At 56.6% G+C, this 18,734-nt stretch carries 19 protein-coding genes; 14 read left to right on the top strand and 5 right to left on the bottom strand.

Annotated features, from left to right (window positions below; genetic code table 11):
- Both KA369_13900 and KA369_13895 read left to right on the top strand, forming a co-directional pair.
- Complete coding sequence (locus KA369_13900) at nt 1-789, top strand: ABC transporter ATP-binding protein (GenBank protein ID MBP7737066.1); 789 nt, start codon at nt 1-3, stop codon at nt 787-789.
- Nucleotides 790-794: 5 nt separating this feature from the next.
- On the top strand, nt 795-1,424 hold the full coding sequence (locus KA369_13895; protein ID MBP7737065.1) for a 2'-5' RNA ligase family protein: 630 nt from the start codon (nt 795-797) through the stop codon (nt 1,422-1,424).
- A 36-nt stretch (nt 1,425-1,460) separates the two neighbouring features.
- Here the strand turns inward: KA369_13895 and KA369_13890 are convergent, their stop codons facing one another.
- Entirely contained in the window at nt 1,461-1,601 is a 141-nt protein-coding gene (locus tag KA369_13890; protein MBP7737064.1) for a hypothetical protein, read from the bottom strand.
- 335 nt (nt 1,602-1,936) lie between these two features.
- On the opposite strand from KA369_13890, the gene KA369_13885 reads away from it, so the two are divergent.
- The 7 genes from KA369_13885 (at nt 1,937) to KA369_13855 (ending at nt 8,625) form a co-directional block, all read left to right on the top strand.
- Nucleotides 1,937-2,902 carry a transporter gene (locus KA369_13885; protein ID MBP7737063.1) on the top strand — a complete coding sequence of 322 codons (966 nt, stop codon included), beginning with the start codon at nt 1,937-1,939 and terminating at the stop codon, nt 2,900-2,902.
- 2 nt (nt 2,903-2,904) lie between these two features.
- Nucleotides 2,905-3,585 (top strand): cobalt transporter CbiM, encoded by a 681-nt coding sequence (gene cbiM / locus KA369_13880; GenBank protein MBP7737062.1) that lies wholly within the window; start codon nt 2,905-2,907, stop codon nt 3,583-3,585.
- Entirely contained in the window at nt 3,585-3,914 is a 330-nt protein-coding gene (locus KA369_13875) for a cobalamin biosynthesis protein (GenBank protein ID MBP7737061.1), read from the top strand. The genes cbiM and KA369_13875 overlap by 1 nt, the downstream gene beginning before the upstream one ends.
- Before the next feature lie 20 nt (nt 3,915-3,934).
- Nucleotides 3,935-4,792, top strand: coding sequence for a cobalt ECF transporter T component CbiQ (gene cbiQ / locus KA369_13870; GenBank protein MBP7737060.1), 858 nt, complete (start codon nt 3,935-3,937; stop codon nt 4,790-4,792).
- Nucleotides 4,793-4,969: 177 nt separating this feature from the next.
- On the top strand, nt 4,970-5,878 hold the full coding sequence (locus KA369_13865) for an ATP-binding cassette domain-containing protein (GenBank protein ID MBP7737059.1): 909 nt from the start codon (nt 4,970-4,972) through the stop codon (nt 5,876-5,878).
- A gap of 197 nt (nt 5,879-6,075) precedes the next feature.
- Nucleotides 6,076-6,372 (top strand): hypothetical protein, encoded by a 297-nt coding sequence (locus KA369_13860; protein ID MBP7737058.1) that lies wholly within the window; start codon nt 6,076-6,078, stop codon nt 6,370-6,372.
- Between the two features lie 204 nt (nt 6,373-6,576).
- Nucleotides 6,577-8,625 carry a right-handed parallel beta-helix repeat-containing protein gene (locus KA369_13855; GenBank protein MBP7737057.1) on the top strand — a complete coding sequence of 683 codons (2,049 nt, stop codon included), beginning with the start codon at nt 6,577-6,579 and terminating at the stop codon, nt 8,623-8,625.
- A 30-nt stretch (nt 8,626-8,655) separates the two neighbouring features.
- Here the strand turns inward: KA369_13855 and KA369_13850 are convergent, their stop codons facing one another.
- Both KA369_13850 and KA369_13845 read right to left on the bottom strand, forming a co-directional pair.
- Nucleotides 8,656-10,044, bottom strand: a complete 1,389-nt coding sequence (locus tag KA369_13850) for a fibronectin type III domain-containing protein (GenBank protein ID MBP7737056.1) — start codon at nt 10,042-10,044, stop codon at nt 8,656-8,658.
- A 34-nt stretch (nt 10,045-10,078) separates the two neighbouring features.
- Entirely contained in the window at nt 10,079-11,248 is a 1,170-nt protein-coding gene (locus KA369_13845; protein MBP7737055.1) for a class I SAM-dependent rRNA methyltransferase, read from the bottom strand.
- A gap of 301 nt (nt 11,249-11,549) precedes the next feature.
- Here KA369_13845 and KA369_13840 point away from each other — a divergent pair, with 301 nt between their 5' ends.
- Both KA369_13840 and KA369_13835 read left to right on the top strand, forming a co-directional pair.
- Nucleotides 11,550-11,786 carry a hypothetical protein gene (locus KA369_13840; GenBank protein MBP7737054.1) on the top strand — a complete coding sequence of 79 codons (237 nt, stop codon included), beginning with the start codon at nt 11,550-11,552 and terminating at the stop codon, nt 11,784-11,786.
- Nucleotides 11,787-11,951: 165 nt separating this feature from the next.
- Entirely contained in the window at nt 11,952-12,401 is a 450-nt protein-coding gene (locus tag KA369_13835; GenBank protein MBP7737053.1) for a hypothetical protein, read from the top strand.
- Nucleotides 12,402-12,418: 17 nt separating this feature from the next.
- On the opposite strand, the gene murI is transcribed toward KA369_13835, so the two are convergent.
- A complete protein-coding gene (murI, locus tag KA369_13830) occupies nt 12,419-13,249 on the bottom strand; it encodes a glutamate racemase (protein ID MBP7737052.1) in 831 nt (276 codons plus the stop codon).
- A gap of 171 nt (nt 13,250-13,420) precedes the next feature.
- Here murI and KA369_13825 point away from each other — a divergent pair, with 171 nt between their 5' ends.
- Nucleotides 13,421-14,629, top strand: a complete 1,209-nt coding sequence (locus tag KA369_13825) for a CapA family protein (GenBank protein MBP7737051.1) — start codon at nt 13,421-13,423, stop codon at nt 14,627-14,629.
- Nucleotides 14,622-14,993 carry an STAS domain-containing protein gene (locus tag KA369_13820; protein ID MBP7737050.1) on the top strand — a complete coding sequence of 124 codons (372 nt, stop codon included), beginning with the start codon at nt 14,622-14,624 and terminating at the stop codon, nt 14,991-14,993. Before KA369_13825 ends, KA369_13820 begins: the two co-directional genes overlap by 8 nt.
- Before the next feature lie 18 nt (nt 14,994-15,011).
- Here KA369_13820 and KA369_13815 read toward each other — a convergent pair whose 3' ends face one another.
- Nucleotides 15,012-15,989 carry a hypothetical protein gene (locus tag KA369_13815; protein MBP7737049.1) on the bottom strand — a complete coding sequence of 326 codons (978 nt, stop codon included), beginning with the start codon at nt 15,987-15,989 and terminating at the stop codon, nt 15,012-15,014.
- A gap of 230 nt (nt 15,990-16,219) precedes the next feature.
- On the opposite strand from KA369_13815, the gene KA369_13810 reads away from it, so the two are divergent.
- Nucleotides 16,220-18,724, top strand: coding sequence for an ATP-binding protein (locus KA369_13810; GenBank protein ID MBP7737048.1), 2,505 nt, complete (start codon nt 16,220-16,222; stop codon nt 18,722-18,724).
- Nucleotides 18,725-18,734: the final 10 nt, after the last annotated feature.

The following is an 18,734-nucleotide window of genomic DNA, read 5'->3' as shown; positions in this document are numbered from 1 at the left end:
ATGACCATGGTCAGGCTTGAGAATATTTCAAGCGGTTACAACGGGGAGGTCATTCTCCATGATATCGATTTGACCATAAACAGCGGTGAAATTGTGGGAATCCTGGGCCCCAACGGATCGGGCAAGACGACGCTTCTGAGGACGATCAGCCGGATACTGGCGCCATGTGCGGGGAAGGTGTTTTTCGAAGATAAAGACATGGCCCATTACGCCATTAAAGAGCTGGCGAAAAAAATAGCGGTCGTGTCGCAGGATGTCGAGGTTGAGCACATGACCGTGGAGGAATACGTTCTTCTGGGCAGGCTTCCCCATTACGGGAGCTGGCAGTTTTTCGAGACCGGAAAGGACCGGGACGTGGCGGCCACCTATATGAACATGACCGATATCATTCAATACAGGGAGAGGCAGCTTGACAGGATCAGCGGCGGAGAGAAGCAGCTGGCCCATATCGCGAAGGCGCTGGCGCAGCAGCCGCGGCTCCTCCTCCTCGATGAGCCCACCTCATATCTTGACATCACGCACCAGGTGAAGATAATGGACCTCATTAGAAAGCTCAACAGGGAATTGGGCATTACGATACTGATGGTGCTCCACGATCTCAATATCGCCAGTGAGTACAGCGACAGGCTGGTCCTGATGAATAATGGCGCAATAGTCAAGACCGGCGACCCCGATACGGTTCTCACCTATCAGAACATCGAAGAAGTGTATAAAACCAGGGTCGTGGTGAAAAAAAGCCCCGTGTCGGGAAAACCCCATGTGATGATTGTCCCCGGTGATATGGTTTAGCCTCTATGTTCGGTGAGGCTGATGAAACGATCCCTTCCGTGCCGGGAGATTACGGCGGATGGCACCGGGGCCGCAGCGATTACGCGGTATGGCTGATTCGGCTTGACGGCGACGGGATACAGCAAACCATCGAAGCCGCCAGGCTGCACATGGCCGATTATCTGCTCCCGACCTATGGCAGGCAGGGACATATCACGCTTTTTGTATGCGGCTTTTTGGCGAAGCGGCGCGATCATGATGACGATTTCACGGAAGAGCAGTTCCGTGACCAGGCGCGCCTGCTGAGGCACGCCGGCATAATGCCGTTCCGCATCGAGGTCGGCGCCATGCAAAGCTTCGCTTCGGCTCCCTTCCTGGAAGTTTCCGACCCGGAAGGCGGGATCGCGCGGGTCCGGGACGTCTTGACCCGGCACTGCCAGGAAATCGCCCGTGACGCATATATCCCGCACGTAACCATCGGGCTCTATTCAGGGGCTTTTCCCCGCGGAATCGTTGAAAAAAGAATGGCGTCCTTTCATGCGGCGCCACGGAGCGTGGAAGTCGGCCATGTCACCTTTGCCACCTATGGGGCGAGTCGGGTGGGTGGGCCTCTCACCTATCGGCATGAAGTCGAGCTGAGAGGGCCATTGTCATGAATCACGGCGTTTCCTTGCCTTATATCGATAATTACCCTATCTCTGACCATCAGCCACTGTTTTAATCCGCTCAAGGGAAAGATATTTTCTGTTTCTAAATTCCTCTCTTTTCCCCGGGTTGAAATGACTCACGGGGCGGTAGAATCCGGTTACGCGTGTGTATACCTCGCATGGGATGGATAGTTCCCTGTATCCCTGGAGATATCATCGCGTCATATCTCCTCCTGTGCCAAAAAAAATACGCCCCGAGGGCGTATTAGAATATAGAGCATAATAGAATGTTTCGTTCGACGGCATGAACCGAACATCTACTATTACTGATCCCTATCCTCGAGGATTGACAGCCTTGAGTTGATCTGGCTTGTTTATTTATCGATAATCATACGCGAATATATCTTGACAGTAACACGTTATATTATAAAATAGCACAATTCGAATAAGAACGCATCCCGCAATGCGGGACGCGCTCCAAGTAAAGGCGTAACCGATCCTTGAGACCCTGGAGGACTGAAATGAAACATGTACGGCTGTATGATGTGCGGGGTATTTATGCCGTGATTGCCGCTCTGCTGATCGGATTATTCGCGCCCATCCCTGTATACGCTCTGCACCCTCTTATAACCGATGACGCGGTCATGCAGGGCAAAGGCGTGTTCGAGCTTGAGCTCAACTACCAGTTCAGCCATGACCGGTACTCTGAAATAGCGCGGGAACCGAAGGAGGTGACCGAGAGCGGGCTTGAAGGGCAGTCCGTCTTCGGCAAGCGCCATGTGCGGGAGAATGTTCACCAGGCCGGGGTCGGCCTGGCCTACGGCGTCATAGACGCCGTCGATATCGCTTTCGCCGTCCCTTTTCAGAGCGTGTATTACCGGAACCGGCATTTTTACTATACCGGCCCCCTCCAGGGCCTGTACATGAAGCAAACCGAAATGGAAAACGGCCTCGGAGACATCAGCGCCGAAGTGAAATGGAAGATATTCGAGTACAAGGCCCTGAGCCTTGCGTTAAAGCCGGGGATCATCATTCCCACGGGGAATTGTTCCAAGGGTCTGGGCGCGGGAAAGTTCGGCGCCTATGGCTATTTCATCACGACCCTCGATCTCAAGATGGTCCTGCTGCACCTCAATATCGGCTATATCAGGAACCAGAACCGCATTAATGAGCGCGAGGATATCTGGCACGCGTCACTTGCCGGTGAGTTCTGGGTCGTTAAAGACCGCTTTCGCCTTGTGGCGAACATCGGCCTTGACCGAAACAAGGACAAGAGATCAAGGATCCATGACGCCTATCTCCTGGGAGGAGGGATACTCACCGTATCCGACAGCTGCGATCTCGACCTCGGCTTCAAGTATTCAATCCAGTCGAAGCAATGGGAGTCGCCCGGACCCGATTATTCGATACTGGCAGGCGCCACCATATGGTTCGGCTATGTGCCTAAAAGCGGCGCCGAGGTCAATGTGAAAGAAGGAGAGAAATAATCATGCACATACCCGACGGATATTTAAGCCCCCAGACCTATGTGCCGCTCTACGCGGTGTTCGCGGGATTCCTGGCGGCCGCGTTGCGAAAAGTGCGGCAGACACTTTCGGCTAAGAACATCCCCTACCTGGGCATGGCTTCGGCTTTTTCCTTTCTCATCATGATGTTCAACGTCCCGATCCCCGGCGGCACCACGGGCCATGCCGTGGGGGCCTCCATCGTGGCCCTGGTGCTGGGGCCATGGACGGCCGTGGTGGCCGTTTCGGTGGCCCTCATCATCCAGGCCTTTCTCTTCGGCGACGGCGGCATCACCGCCATAGGCGCCAACTGCTTCAACATGGCGGTGGTGATGCCCTTCGTCTCGATCCTCGTGTTCAAGCTTGTCCGCTGGAAGGCGGCCGGCGGATGGAGGGTCTACCTTGCCGCGTTCCTTTCCGGCTATATCGGCATTTTCGCGGCGGCCCTGGTCACGGCGGTGGAATTCGGCATCCAGCCCCTCATCGCGTCGGCGGACGGAAAGCCGCTCTACGCGCCCTACGGGCTGGAGATAGCGCTGCCGGCCATGGCCATCGAGCACCTGGTCCTCTTCGGCATCATAGAGGGGGTGGTGACCCTCCTCGTGCTCATCTACTTCATTAAAAACGACCGCGACAGCGTCTATGCCCTCGGGGAGGTGAAGTGATGAGCCCCTTCCAGAGAAAACTCCTGGCCATACTTATCGTCATGGCCGTCATCTCTCCCATCGGCGTGTATCTTCCGGCGCGGTTCAACGCCGGGGACGCCTGGGGCGAGTGGTCGACTGAAACCATCGAGAAAATGATCGGCTTCGTGCCGGTGAAACTGAAAGAGACCGCGGACCTGTGGAAAGCCCCGATACCGGATTACAACCTGGGGGATGAAAAATCCGGTTTCGCGATTCAGGCCCTATCCTATGTTCTGTCCGGTGTTTTTGGCATTCTCCTCTGTGTCCTGGTGCTGTTCGGCATCTCGAAATTGCTCGTAAAAAAGTAAGGTACCGGTGTGATAACCCATTGACCTTCCTTGATAAAACGATACGATCTATCGCGGCCATCATCAAATCGAGCTACGTGTACTGGGAGATGGCGGAGAAGGACGGCCTGTTCCAGAAACTTGATCCCCGCCTTAAGGTCATATTCATGTTATACTTTATAGTTATCGTCAGCCTTCTCCGAAGCCTGTATGCGGAGCTGGCCATATCGGCCTTTGTCTTCATGCTGATAGCCCTTTCCCGGCTGAATATATTCTACATGTATAAACGGATCATCGGTTTCGCATTTTTCTTCGGCTTTCTCATCGCCCTGCCGTCGGCCTTCAACGTGATCACCCGCGGCGAGATCATTCTGCCGGTGGCGGCGCTGCCGCGCTCCTATCAATTCTGGATATACTCGATTCCGAAAGAGATCGGCGTCACCGGGGAGGGCGCCTTCGGCGTGGCCATGCTGACCCTGCGGGTGGCCAATTCCATAGGCATCTCCCTCCTGGTCATCCATACCACGCCCTTTTTCGAGATCATCAGGGCCCTGAAGGTCTTCCGCGTGCCCGACACTTTTCTCATGATCATCATCCTTACATATAAATACATTTTCATTTTCTCGAAAACGGTCGAGGATATGTACCTTGCCATGAAGAGCCGCCTGGTCGGCGTCGCTGACAGCGCGGCGGTCAGGGATCTCATAGCGGGACGCATCTTTTTTCTTTTCAAGAGATCGCAGCTGCGCTATGAGGAGACGTACCGGGCCATGGTGAGCCGCGGGTTCGCCGGGGATATCGAGCTTTACAGCTTCAGGTCTTTCACCGCGCGGGACGCGGCCGCCGGCGTTCTACTGGCGGCGGCAGGGGCAGTTATATTGGTGATAGGGATAATATGATTAACCGTGATACCCTCACCCGCGCTCTGCGCACCCTCTCCCATGAAGCGTGGAAAAAAGGAGAGGGTTTCCGCGTTAAGGGTCTTTATCAAGGCTCCCCTTCTCCTTTCTTCAGTTCTTAATGGGAGAAGGGGGAGGGGGATGAGGGCATATACTGGATCAGGAAATAACAACACCATGAAAATAATTGAACTCGAACACGTCTCCTACAGCTTCTACGACGTCGTGCCGGCCCTCTGCGACGTGAGCCTATCCATCGAGGAGGGCGCCATGGTCGCGGTCATTGGCGCCAACGGCAGCGGCAAGTCGACCCTGCTCCAGGTCATGGACGGCCTCATCCATCCGAAGGAGGGCGTTGTGCGTTTCCGCGGTGAGGAGGTCACGGAGAAGAGGCTCCGGAACCGGGAATACCAGCGTTTTTTCCGGGAGCGGGTGGGGATGGTGTTCCAGAATTCGGACGTGCAGCTCTTCTGCCCCACGGTCTTCGATGAGCTGGTGTTTGGGCCCCAGCAGCTGGGTCTCCCGAAAAACGAGGCCCTCCGGAGGGCCTCGGAAACGATGGAAATGCTCAATATCGAATACCTGAAGGACAGGCCCACCCACATGCTTTCCGGCGGCGAGAAGAAGCGGGTGGCCATAGGCTCGTCCCTGACCATGAACCCCGAGGTGCTTCTCCTGGATGAGCCGGCCAGCGGCCTGGATCCGAAGACGGAGTCATTTCTCACGGACCTGATCATATCCCTGTCGGAATCGGGGAAGACGATAGTTATCGCCACCCATGACCTCGAGCTGGTGGACCATCTCCAGCCGAAGGTTGCGGTCATCAGCGAGGAGCACCGCGTCGAGAGGATCGGCACCGTGGACCAGATCCTGAAAGACCAGGACCTTCTGGTAAAGGTCAACCTGGTCCACGAGCACCGGCACCGCCACGGCGCGAAGGTGCACTCGCACCTCCATTCCCATTATTTCTTCCATGACCATAAGAAAACCCACACCCATGACGGGCATACCCACAGCCATGATGGACAGGATCACGGTCATAAACATGAAAAGCCTCATCGCCATGATAAGGGAGGCAAGCGTTAGAATGCATGTCCCTGCATAAGATTCCCCCGCCGACCGCCGGCTTCGTTTTCCAATTGTAAAAATACTGTCAGAAAACCTCGAAACCATTTTTCAATGCGCATTTTCCAATCAAATTATTTTTGACTTGAGAAAAAAGCCGGGATGGTGTAATGGTTTACGCAGGGTGTAGTTTGTTGTTTCGCAAATCGGGGGTGCCTATGTATTCAAAGAACAGCCATGAGCTGTGCGATTTTGTTTTGCCAAGATATCATGTGGCGACACAATCATATATCCATTCAAGAAGCGCCTGGGTAATAGAAATTGACGTGCCCGCCTTGAATTTCACCAAGAGACAGTGCGAAAAGATAATTGAAAAGTTCAGGGATATCGCCGGGCGCGGCGGCGTGGTGAGCGTCCGCAGGCCCTGCGATTATATCAGGGGAACAATGCTGCCCTGGGCCGTTGACAGGATGGACGGGAAGGGCGTCCTCTATAACGACTCCTTGTTCGAATAATTTCCCGCGACTTTTTTCTTGACAGGCGGCGCACCCGGCTGTGTAATTCCTTCACTTCTGCAGCTTGATCTCGTTGACATGATTTCATTCTCCCGGTGCGGGAGCCATGCCCTTCGGCCGCGATCCGACCGAAGCATCCGTGCCGCCAAGGGGCGTGTCGCGGGAACAGGCGGTAATGCGGCGTAAATCCGGGGGAGTGTGACCATGGGCAGGCTATTCACTATACTTGTTGCGGCCGCCGTCATGACGTGCTGCGGCTGCTCGGGCTGTCACTGGCCGAAAGGCAACAGGGGGAACAGGAACCTGCTGTTTTCAGCGTTATTGCGCAATGCCCCGCTGGCCAATTCCTGCAGGGCTAATTTTCCCGGGGCCATCACCGCCTGCGGCGCCGCGACTTATTACGTGGATTTCGACGGCGGCAATGACGCCAATGACGGCAGGACCGCGACAACGCCGTGGAAGCATTGCCCCGGAGACGATAACGCTACCGGGATCCCGGCGACAACCACCCTCCAGCCGGGGAACATGGTCGTCTTCAGGGGCGGGGTCCGGTACCGGGGAAGCATCACCCTCCAGAGCGGCGGCGCCGCCGATAATCCCATCGTGTTCAAGGGCGACTGCGCCGGGTTCGGCAGCGGCCAGGCGGTCCTTGACGGATCGGAGCAGCTCACGGGATGGACCGCGTGCAGTAACGCCTCCGACTGCGGCGGCAATCCGAACTGGGGCGCAATCTATCACACGACGATTCCTGCCCAATACGGCGTAACCCCCTTTACCGCAAACCTCCATGAGAACGGCGATTTCCTCTGGGTGGCCCAGGAGCCGGACCAGCCCGATCCCTATTTCTGGGACGAGGTTGATAACTTTTACGTATTGCCGGTCGGTGCCATGGCCACGACGTCCCTGGTTGATACGGCCAACTTGAACCAGGCCGACTCGAGCTACTGGAACAACTCCTCCGTGGCCCTCTGGATCAATCCGAACATCGTGGTGGTGAGGGATATCCTGACCTATGATCCGGCGGCGCACCGGATCACCTTCGCAAGCGTGGGCGGGGGAGGCGTATACACGGACCGGGAGACCGGCTACGCCATATTCAATTCGATCCACGCCCTGGACGAGGCCGGGGAATATTACATTCATCCCGTCGCCAACGGGGACGGCAGCCATACGGTATACCTATGGCCGAATAACGCGGCAAATCTAGGCACGGGCATATCCGTTTCGGCGCGCTCCTTCGGCATCGACCTGGCCGGCGTGAGCAACGTCGTCATTGAAGGATTCACCGTGCAGAAATTCAGCGGCAACGGCCTCACAGACGGGGTCGGCATCGGCACCGTAAGCCTGGCCTACAGGGACCGGAGCAACATCACCATCCGCAACAACACCATACGGCACAATCGCAAGGGAACCGATTCGGGGTACGGCGGGATCTACCTGGGCAACTGCACTGAGTGCCTGGTTGAGAACAATACGGTCGTGGAAAACGTGAGGCACTCCGGGATATTCCTGGGCGGCGGGAGCTGCTCAGTCGTGCGCGGCAATACCGTAACGCGGGCGGGGTCCACCAGCATCAGGTTCTACGGCGTGACGTGTTCGCAGATCGTGGGCAACACGGTCAATGAAAGCAACGGGAGCCATGCCAACGGCATCACCCTGTACCTGTCCTGCAACACGATCCTGGTGGCGCGGAACCGGGTGCTGGACTCCAACAGCCCCATCACTTTCCAGGACAGCGGGAACCTTTTCTTCGTGCGCAATCTCATAGACGCGGCGGACCGCGGCAGCAACGTCAACGAATGGCCCCCCGCCCACACCGACGGGTCCTTCGGGACCATATCGTTCCTGAACAACACCCTGGTGCGCAACAACCGGAACGCCTCGCTTAACATAGGGACTTACGGAGCCAGTCCCTATGTATCGGTCAATAACATAATCGACGGCGGCGGAAGCGCCGGCGAGGTCCGTCGCGACTACAATATCTACACCGGGCTCTCCTGGAGCCAGGCCCCCTCCTACGGCTGGTCCCTGGGGGCCCATGAGTCGGTGGTCACCGATATGGGATCCCTCTTCATCGATCCCGGTAACGGCGATTTTCACCTGGCTGCGGGAAGCCCGGCGGTCAACGCCGGCACGGATATCACCGGGCTGCTTCCCATGATCAGCTTTCCATTCTTCAATTTCTGGATCGATATCGAAGGGAATCCCGTGGCGCCGGGGAGCGCAGATATCGGAGCCTGCGAGAGGCAGTGAGGAAATACGCGCGGCCCCTATCCTGTGTACTCACGGCGCAGCTGTCGTGGCGCTGACCGTGGTCGAAAAATCCGACATCCCGTCGTTATTGACGGCCGCAACGCGGTAGTAGTAGGTTGTGCCCGGGGACAATCCGGTGTCAGAGTAAGAAACGGCGTTAGCGCCGGTGATGGTTATGGTTGTGAAGGTCGAGCCGTCCGGGGAGCGCATGATCCTGTAACCGATCTCCTGTCGGGTGAGGTCCATCCAGGTGAGGCCTATGGCCGTCGTTGACTGCGCCGCGGCCCGCAGGTTTCCCGGCGCGCTCAGGTTACCGTTGGCCTGCGTCATCGGCTCGGCCACGGCCGCTCCCCTGTTGTCGGTCTGGCCGGTGTCATTCAGATTGTTATCCTGCCACAGGGCCCAGCCGGGGCCGTGCTCGACATAGGCCAGCCATCCTGAATAGGGGTCGAAGCGATTGTTAACCGCCCAGAGGTGCTTCCCGTAAGCGCCGTTGTCCCTCTCCACGGCCAGGTTATATCCGTAACCGGCCAGGAGGTTTCCCTCTATGTAAATATTGTCTATGAAACAGTTGCTCCATGTGGCCTGCAGAAAGACCGGACCCGTGGCCATGAGTGAAACGGGATTGGTAAGGATATAGTTGTTCCTGATAAGGGCCAGTGACCCGGTATAGTCCCTTATGGTGAAGCCGTCCTGATGGGACTGGCCGCTCCCCAGGAACCATTCCCCCTGCACCAGGTCATGGATAAAAGTGCCTTCCATCGTGACCGGCTCCTTCCCGTAGAAGGCTACGCCGCTGGCCAGGCCGGTGATGTTGCACAGAAGAACCTGGACGTTGGCGCAGCTGACGGCGATGCTGCCGCAGGCCGGATTGGTGCCGTCCCCGTTAAGGGGAATGGCGCTGCCATCGATATCACAGTTCCGTATGATGTTCTGCGCCGCGCCTGCGCCGCGGAGGAGGGGCATGCCCCTGCCGATCGACAGGGGGTGGAAGTAACAGCGCTCAAAGGTGATACCGCCGGCGGAAATGTCGATACCGCCCATTTCAATGCGCTGTCCGGTCATGATCGTGCCGGCCGGAACGTACCACGTGCCGTATTGGACCTGGTCAGCCGGTGGATTGTAGAGATCCAGGGAATTTCTGTCGGCAATTCCCGCGCCAGCAAGACCGGTGTTGGTCCCGTTGAGCTGCCATCCTTTCAGGGAGGTCGCCGGTGGAGGCAGCGCCGGCGGCTTTGACGGCTCTCCTGTAACCGCTGTATCGAGTATCAATGATATCATTATGTTGGAGCGCTTTTCATGGGCCTTCTTGTCGACGCAGGAAATCGTCCCGGTCAGCAATACCAAGCATGAAACGAAGACTGATATTATTTTTATATAAAGGCCTTTTGTCGCCGCCGGTGCCGGTTCGATCATCATCAAAGACTCCTCCGCGCATCACGTTTCATATTCTTCAATCCAACCGGAGCAGCATAGATTTGAGATATTCCGTCTCGGGGCAGAAGAGGCTCACGGGGTGGTCGCAGGGATGGCCGTGCTTCCCGATGATCGACGCCTTCCGGCCGGCGTCCGCGAAGGCCTCGAAGACCACCATCTGGAAGAGGTTCATATCGATAAAGCGCGAGCAGGAGCAGGTGAGGATCGTCGCGCCCGGCGGGCACCGCAGGGCCAGCTGCAGGTGAAGGTCCTTGTACCCGCGGCAGGCCCTGTCCACCGAACCCCGGTTCTTCGCAAGGGCCGGCGGATCAAGGATGATGAGGTCCGCGTCGGGCCGTACGTCCCGGAGGTACTGGAAAATATCGGCTTTGATGAATTCGGCCGGGACCCCGGCGCGGTTCTGCTCCATGTTCTTCCGTGCCAGGTCCAGCGCCTCCGCCGAGGAGTCCACGGAAGTGACCGATGCCGCGCCCCCCAGGGCCGCGGCCACGCTGAAGCCGCCGGTGTAGCTGAAGAGGTTCAGGACCTTCCTGCCCCGGGCCAGGGTCCGCGCCAGGGAGCGGTTGTCCCGCTGGTCCAGGAAGAACCCGGTCTTCTGCCCGGCCCTCACGTCGACCAGGAGGGACATGTTGTTTTCCTTGATTAAAAGTTCTTCCGGGGTTTCGCCGTAAAGCTGCCCCGACGACGGCCCGAGGCCTTCGAGGCCGCGTCCCTCGTGGTCGCTCCTCTCGTAGATGCTCGCGGGCTTAATCTCTTCCAGGATGATTTTTGCGATTGTGTCCTTCAGCCTGTCCATGCCCAGGGTGAGGCACTGGAGCACCAGGTGGCCGCCGTAGGAATCGACGATCAGGCCCGGAAGGAAGTCACCCTCGGAGAAGATGAGGCGGCACGAGTCGGTGTCATGGAGGAGGGGGTTGCCGGCGCGCCTTGCCACGGCTGCCCGCACCAGCTCAAACAGATAGTTATCGGTGAATTCCTCCTCCCCGAAGGAGAGCATCCTCACCGCTATCTGGGTCCTGCCGTTATAGTAGCCGCACCCGAGGCGAGTTCCGTCGGCTTTGCGCACCGATACGATCTCGCCGTCTTCGATAGCGGGATCCTTTTTCCCGATGGCGCCGGAAAAAACCCAGGGATGCCTTCTGAGAAGGGCCTTTTCCTTGTGCTCCTTGAGCCGTATCGTTTTCATGTCCCAATCTGCCGTGCCGGGTGAAGTAATAGTTTTTTATGTGGTATATGGTCAGGGTATGATGTCAATTCAATTATGGTGAATGCTCTGGCTTTATGGACCCTCACCCCCAAATCCCCTCTCCCATTAAGAATTGAAAAAAGGAGAGGGCGCGCCGGAGGCGAGGTGAGGGTATGATTACAGACAGGGCGCGGCCAGGACATTAATTCCGCTAAAAGATATCACATTTTATTCCGATCTTTTTAATTGATCGGTCGCGAAATTATTATATCTTAATTATAGGGACCCGGTTGGATTTGCTATGAATGAAGCCCATTATGAAACATTCGTCCATGACCACCAGGATGAGATCGTGGCCAAGATCAAGGAGCTCGACAATTTTCAGGATGCCGATATCGCCATTCTGAAGGGGCAGATATTGAACGGCCTCAATATCCGCAAGCACATGCCCGTCGTGCCCTTTGAGGAGATCAAGCAGCTCATGGTGGGATATTTTGCCATCAAGTTCATCGAGGATGAGCTGGGCTTCGAATTTTAACCGGCGCCGTTAACGCCTTTTCTGGACAGAATTAATAATTTGCATTAAAAAATAAAAAAGGATATCCGCTGGACGTTTTAGAAGTTACGCGTTTCTCATACTGATCGGACGGTTTTAAGTATATAATTTCTTGACGTAGAGTTTGGCTCTCATACTATTAGTACCATGAAATTCCTGTTTCTCACTGCCCTGTTCATAGCAATCCAGACGTCAGTATTCATACATCTCTATTGCCTGTTCAACTACATCTCATCCAAGCAGATGGTCTACTTCAGGTACTTCATGATCACCGCTGTTACCAACATGCTTCTGAGCATTGCCATGGCGGCCATTGTCATGCTGGACCCGAAAATACTGAAAGGCGTCAAGCTCGACATCATCTACATCCTCGAGGCGGGACTGATATTCATCTACATGATGAGCATCAAGGTGCGCATTATCGTGACAATCGTCAAGCGCGTCCGCGACCCGAAGAACTATCACTTTTCGCATTTCGGCAAAAAGATCTACAATACCAGCGTCGTTAACTTCCGCGAAGTGGCTATCTTTTTTATCACCTTCCCCTTTACCCTCATAGCGGGCGCGTATTTCGTGGTGAGAGTCATGAGAATGTAGCGCCTGTGGCGGGCGCCTCAGAGGACGATCCGCTCCGACCGCACCGGAACCTTGAAAAAAATCGTACCCAGCCCGTCGAAGAGCTCCGCGGGGTCCGTGGTGTAGAACCGCACCGATCCGCCGCGGGAGCAGCGGCTGTCCATGTCCGGGTGGCGCTTCAGGTAGTCGATGAGGCTGTCGGCCACGATCTGGTCCTGGGCAATGACCGTAACGCCGGGCGGCGTGAATTTTCCGATGACATCCGAGAGGAGCGGGTAGTGGGTGCACCCCAGGATGATGGTGTCGATGGCGGGATCCGCCTCCAGGAGGCGGTCCATGTTTTTCCGCACGAAGTATTCGGCGCCCGGCCCTGAAAGCTCGTTGTTTTCCACCAGCGGGACCCAGAGGGGGCACGCCTCCTGGGTCACGGTGACATCGGGGAAGAATTTCGCGATCTCCAGCAGGTACGACCCTGAGCTGACTGTGCCCATGGTGCCGAGGATGCCCACATGCCTTGTTCTTGTCATGGACCCGACTATTTCCGCCGTGGGACGGATGACGCCCAGGACGCGGCGGTCCCGGTCGATGACCGGGAGGTCCTTCTGCTGGATCGTGCGGAGGGCCCGGGCCGATGCGGTATTGCACGCGATAATGACCAGGGGGCACCCCATCCGGAAGAGCTTCTTCACCGCCTCAAGGGTGTAGGTGTACACGGTCTCGTAGGAGCGCGAGCCGTAGGGATTGCGGGCGTTGTCCCCCAGGTACACGAAGTCGTGCTCCGGGAGCTTCCGGACGAACTCCTTCAGGATCGTCAGGCCGCCGTATCCCGAGTCGAACACGCCGATGGGATGGTCCGCTTCTTTCTTCATTAAAATGAGGTAAAACAGCATACCGCTGCTGCTGTCAAGCACTAATGGTCCCGACAGGCTCGGGTAAAAATTCGCCGGCATCTCCTCCGGCGGCAGGAAAAATATTGACATATGCGTCGAGGGCCTTTTGATTGTTACAATTTGAAAATCTTTATATTTGAGGATTGGCCCGTGAACCGTTTCCCGGTCATTGTCATGGCGATTTTTATGGTGCTTCCCGGCTCCGGTTGTTCCGACGCCCGGGAGGTCAGCATCTCCTTCACCGGCGATATCATCATGCATATCCCGGTCAAATCGTCGGCCCAGGCGCGCAACAAAACCGATGGCGCCGGGAAGAAGTCGATCAACAACAACGGCTATGATTTTCTCTACGAAAGGATACGGCCGGTCCTGAAACAGTCGGATATCGTGGTGGGCAACATGGAATTTCCCGTGTCGCCGCCGTTCCAGAGCAAGCCGCGCTATTTCAACTGCCCCCCGGAAGGAATAGCCGCGATGCAGTGGGCCGGTTTCAACCTGGTGACCATCGGCAACAATCATCTCCTGGACCAGGGCAATGACGGCGTGGTGAATACGATGCGCTACCTGGACCGGTACAGGATGGATTATATCGGCGTCGGCGAAAACGAGGCAAGGGCCCGCGCCGGCGTCGTGAAGACCGTCCATGGGATGCGGGTCGGGTTCCTGGGATACGCCGGGTACCTGAATTTCCCCAGGCCGCGGAACGCGAAGGGCTTTTACCTGAACTGGCTCTATGACGATGACAAGGTCAAGAAGGACATCGAAGAGATGCGGAGGAAATGCGACTACCTGGTCATGGTGGCCCATACCGGCATCGAGTATAATACGGTGCCGCGATCGAGCGACGTCGAGCTGTTCAAAAAATATATCGACGCCGGGGTGGACCTTGTGGTGGCCCATCATCCCCATCTCCTGCAGCCGTTGGAAAAGGTCATGGCCTCCGACGGAAGGGACTGCTACGTGTTCTACAGCCTGGGGAATTTCGTCTCGAACCAGAGCACCAAGGCCGAGGCCTTTTTCGAGGGCGCGCCGATCACCACGCGCGATTCCGTGATCGTGCGCTGCGTCCTGAAAAGCGGCGGTAAGCGGCCCGCGGCAAGGTTTGAGCTTGTGCCGGTGTACACGATCAATATTATCGAGGCCGGCACCGGGCTTCGGGCCATACAAACCGTCTCGATAGACCGGGAAATCGGCGAGCTAAAAAAGCGCCGCGCAACCGCCGACGCGAAAGAAAAGGTTGACATAGAGAGGCAATTACAGAATCTGTACCAGAAATTCAAGGCAATCAGGATTGCCCTTTTCCGGGGCAAGAACATCAAAGAAGCGACAATTTCTACTACCAGTGGTGGCTATGAGTGATAAGCTAAAACTTTCCAAGCGCTCGATCAAAGGGTTTGATATTATCGATGTCAGCGGCGATATCTCCCCAGAGGCGTCGAAGGATATCGTAAAATTCGTAAAAAAGGCCGTGTCCGGCAAGGACAGGGATTTGTATTTTAACCTCGATGGCGTCAAGCACATGAACAGCTCGGCGCTGTCCGTCATCGTTCAGATGGTGCGGGACCTGGCGTCGAAAAAGGTTACCTGCTATTTCATGAACGTGAACGAGAAGATCATGACCCTCGTGAAGGTTGCGGGTCTCCATAACTTCTTCAAGTTCCTGATTGACGAGGCGGCCCTCCTCGACAAGATCGAGAAAATGGACAAGGAAGCGAACGCGTAGGAAGGCTTAGCCGGCTCCTCAGAGCAGCCTGGCGCAGAGCTCCCGCGTCATGGCGGCGCCGGCCGAATCTCCGGCGACGGGCGGCTCGGTGCCGGTCATGGCACAGTAGGGCAGGATCTCGCGGAGCGCCCGCTCCGGGAGGCGTCCATCCATGAGGCTTCGTGTCTCGCCGGCGAGATCATCGATCACGCCGCGCAGGGTTTCCTCCGTGAAGCCGAGCTCCCCCTTTTCGTTGTACAGCTTCATCTCCCTGTAGAGCACCACCGGCGTTCCCCCGTACGAGGCAAAGACCTGCATCCCGTTGCCGGGCCCGTCCGATTCCATGACCTCTATGATGGCGATCCTGTCAGCGCCAAGACCGAGGCGCTCGGCGATCATTCCCTTTTCGAGCTCGGCCAGGCCGGTATCAAGGCGGGAGATGAATATCTTCGCCCCGCTTATAGACGGACCGGCTGTTCCGGAGAACATCATGGCGCCCGGGACCTTTTCCCGGGGATAGAGCCTCGATTCCATGGAGCCGCCGCCGGAGCCGTGGAACCCGAAGCGGCGCAGGGTAAGGCTCCCGTACAGGCCCGCCTGCTCAAGGGCGCCCAGGAGCGTTTCCTTGACGAAGGCCGTGGGACAGGAGAAGGGGGAGTGGGTGACGCCGCCCAGCTCCAGGATGGAGCGGAAATCGCCATGGAACAGGGCGGGCATCATGAAGAGGAGCAGCTCCACGGCGGAGGACAGCCGGTCCGATTCGAACCGGAACCTCCCCGGCCCCAGGGGGCGCGGCTTAAAGAATATCGAATCGGCATCGACGGCGATTTTGCCGGCCCCGGATTCAGCGGTTATCCGGACAATATCCTCGAAGATGGGGCGAAAATCCCGGTTTTTTTCCAGGAAGGCCGCCCCGCCTCCGATAGTTATCGGTGCCTGCTTTAACAGCGCCAGCGCCAGGGCCTGGCGGATGATGATCCAGTCAGGGCCGGGAAAATCAATATCGATTGTTGCCATTTCCTCTGAAAACCTCCCCTCAAGGATCGGCCCGGCTGATAAAAAAGCCAGCTTTTTTTGTATTCGCGGACAATCCCCGGCAGAGTAATCAGGAAAATGCTGAAACATGTTGACAACGGGCCCCTCCGGTGGTAAGAGTAATGTTGCCAGGAAATAGGGGGCAGAAAACGTCAGGACCTTATCGTATGGCCTGTATACATAAAAAGCAACGTTCTGCAATGGGGAAACTGGTGACACATGATCAAGAACACACAGCGTTATACCGCCGTTTCTACTATAATATACTCCATTGCCTGTGGATCGCTGCCGCCCTGTCGTCTCTGGCCCTGCCTATCTGCGGATGCTCACAGAGGGCTCCCCATCAGCCTGTTGCCGTCAAAGGCATTATGGACCTTTCCGCGTGGGATTTATCCTCCCGGGGCACTATCGATCTTGACGGGGAGTGGGAATTCCACTGGAACCGCCTTTTCACGCCTGATGATTTCAGGCTGCAGCCGCGGCCGGGTCCCGTTGAATATATGTCCATGCCGCGGTATTGGAACGGTCAGACCATTGCGGGGCAAAAGCTTCCCGGCCATGGCTTCGCCACCCTGAAGCTCACGGTGAGGCTGGGAGGCCGCAAAAACATAGTGGCTCTCTATGTGCCGCAATTATTTACGGCTTATCGTCTCTGGTGCAACGGCAGGCTCCTCACGTCCAATGGAAAAACCGGGACCGACAGGGCCCATTCGGTGCCGCAGTTCCTTCCCCGCATGATCATTTTTGTCGCTGACAGTGACACCCTTGAGCTGGTGCTCCAGATCTCGAATTTCCATCATCCCAATGGCGGCATGTGGACGTCGATCCGGCTGGGTAACGATACGCGGCTCGTCAGCGAGCGGCGTCATGTCGCCGGGTTCAATTCTTTCCTCCTCGGCGGCCTCCTGCTGATGGCGCTCTATCATATCGGCATTTTCCTGTTCAGGAGACAGGACCGCGCTTCGCTCTTTTTCGGGATCCTCTGCCTGGTCATGGCGGTGCGCGTTCCCTTCGAGGGTGATCGCTTGATAATAACCAATCTTTCCTGGCTGAGCTGGGAAATAAGCCAGAAGATTACGTATCTCACGTTTTTAAGCTCCGCATTCATCACCAACCTGTATCTATACTATCTCTTCCCTGATATTTATTCCCGCAAACTGGTGCGGATCTCCACCGTTATAGGCGTGGTATTCTGCCTTTCAGTCCTGGTGCTGACGACGCAGTACTATTATTATACGCGGTACCCCAATTACGCGAACATGCTCTTCTGGATGCTCTACGATATGTATGTGATCGTTCGGGCCGTCATGATGAAGAAGGAAGGAGCGGTGTACCTGGTCGGCGGTCTGCTGATACTGCTGCCCCTGGTCTGGATCGATATACTCTATTACGACAGGGTGATCGATTTCGGCAATGTCAGCATCTTCGGCGTTTTCGTTTTTACCATGTCCCAGGCGCTGCTTCTCTCCGAGAGGTCTTCAAAGGCCTATTCGAGGATCGAGATGCTTTCTTCGGAAAAAGCGCATCTCTTCGCGAGCTCCATCGATATCATTTCGTCGATCCTGCTGGCAAGCTCCACCAGGCTCTATGAATTCACCCAGAACGTCACGCGGATCGCCGTCATGGTGGCGCGCGCCGCCGGGATTTCCGCCGACGGCGTGGAGGAGATACGGATCGCTTCCCTGCTCCACGATATCGGGATGGTGGGTGACCCGGAGGAAATCGCCGGCAAGCCGTACCGGATTTCGGACACGGAGAGGCTCGTCGTGGAGAATCATCCGCGGAAGAGCATCGAGATCATCGCGCACCTGAAGGAGCTGTCCGGGGTCAGGATGATAATCGCCCAGCACCATGAGCGGTATGACGGGAGCGGGTACCCGTCCCGGCTCCGGGGAACCCAGATAACCGCCGGGGCCAGGATCATCGGCCTTGTGGACGATTTTGTTTCCATGCTCGGCAGGCGCGAGTTCCAGACCGAGGATAAGAAGGAAAGGATTACAGCAGAGCTTGCCCGGCAGAAGGGGGCGCTCTATGACCCCGAACTCGTCGACGTGTTGATCCGGCTCATCGAGAGGGAGAACCTCGTATACATCATTAACGAAAATGATATCCGCTACACCAGGAATGGTGATGTCGCCGAGTGGATTTTCCCCAGCAATGTCAACTTCGAGATCTCCGTCGTCGAGAAGATCATGGCGGTGATGAAGCAGAGTGCCGATGTTGACGACGAGACATCGTATCTCATTGAATTCGGACTGGGGGAAGTCATCAGGAACGCCGTCATCCACGGCAACAAGTACGACGAGTCGAAACAGGTCACCGTGAGGTTTTCGGTCAGGGAGCGCGACGGCGGGAGGGCGCTCGAATTCAGGGTCGCCGACCAGGGGGGCGGCATGGATTACACGCGCTACCATCATTTCAAGATCAGCAGGGTCAAGCTGTACGAGATCGTGCGGGAGATGAAGCAGCGCATTTCATCCCTGGAGAGCGCCCCGTGCAGGGATGCCTTCAATGATACGCACAAAAAACTGCAGGATTTTCTGCTGGACTATTACATCAACTACAACCAGTACCGCCACATCGATTCCCCGGAGAAGACGGGCGGCATAGGGCTCATCCACGTGATGCAGACTTTCGACAATGTTGATTTCCGCCAGATCGTGGAGAATAACACCCTCCGCGGCATGGAGGTTGTCCTGGAAAAATTCATCGATTGACGGCGGCCCG

The sequence above is a fragment of the Spirochaetota bacterium genome (genome assembly GCA_017999915.1).
In the GTDB taxonomy this organism is placed as follows: domain Bacteria; phylum Spirochaetota; class UBA4802; order UBA4802; family UBA5550; genus RBG-16-49-21.
Note: the sequence above shows the minus strand (reverse complement) of the source record. Positions and strands in the feature narration are given on the sequence as shown.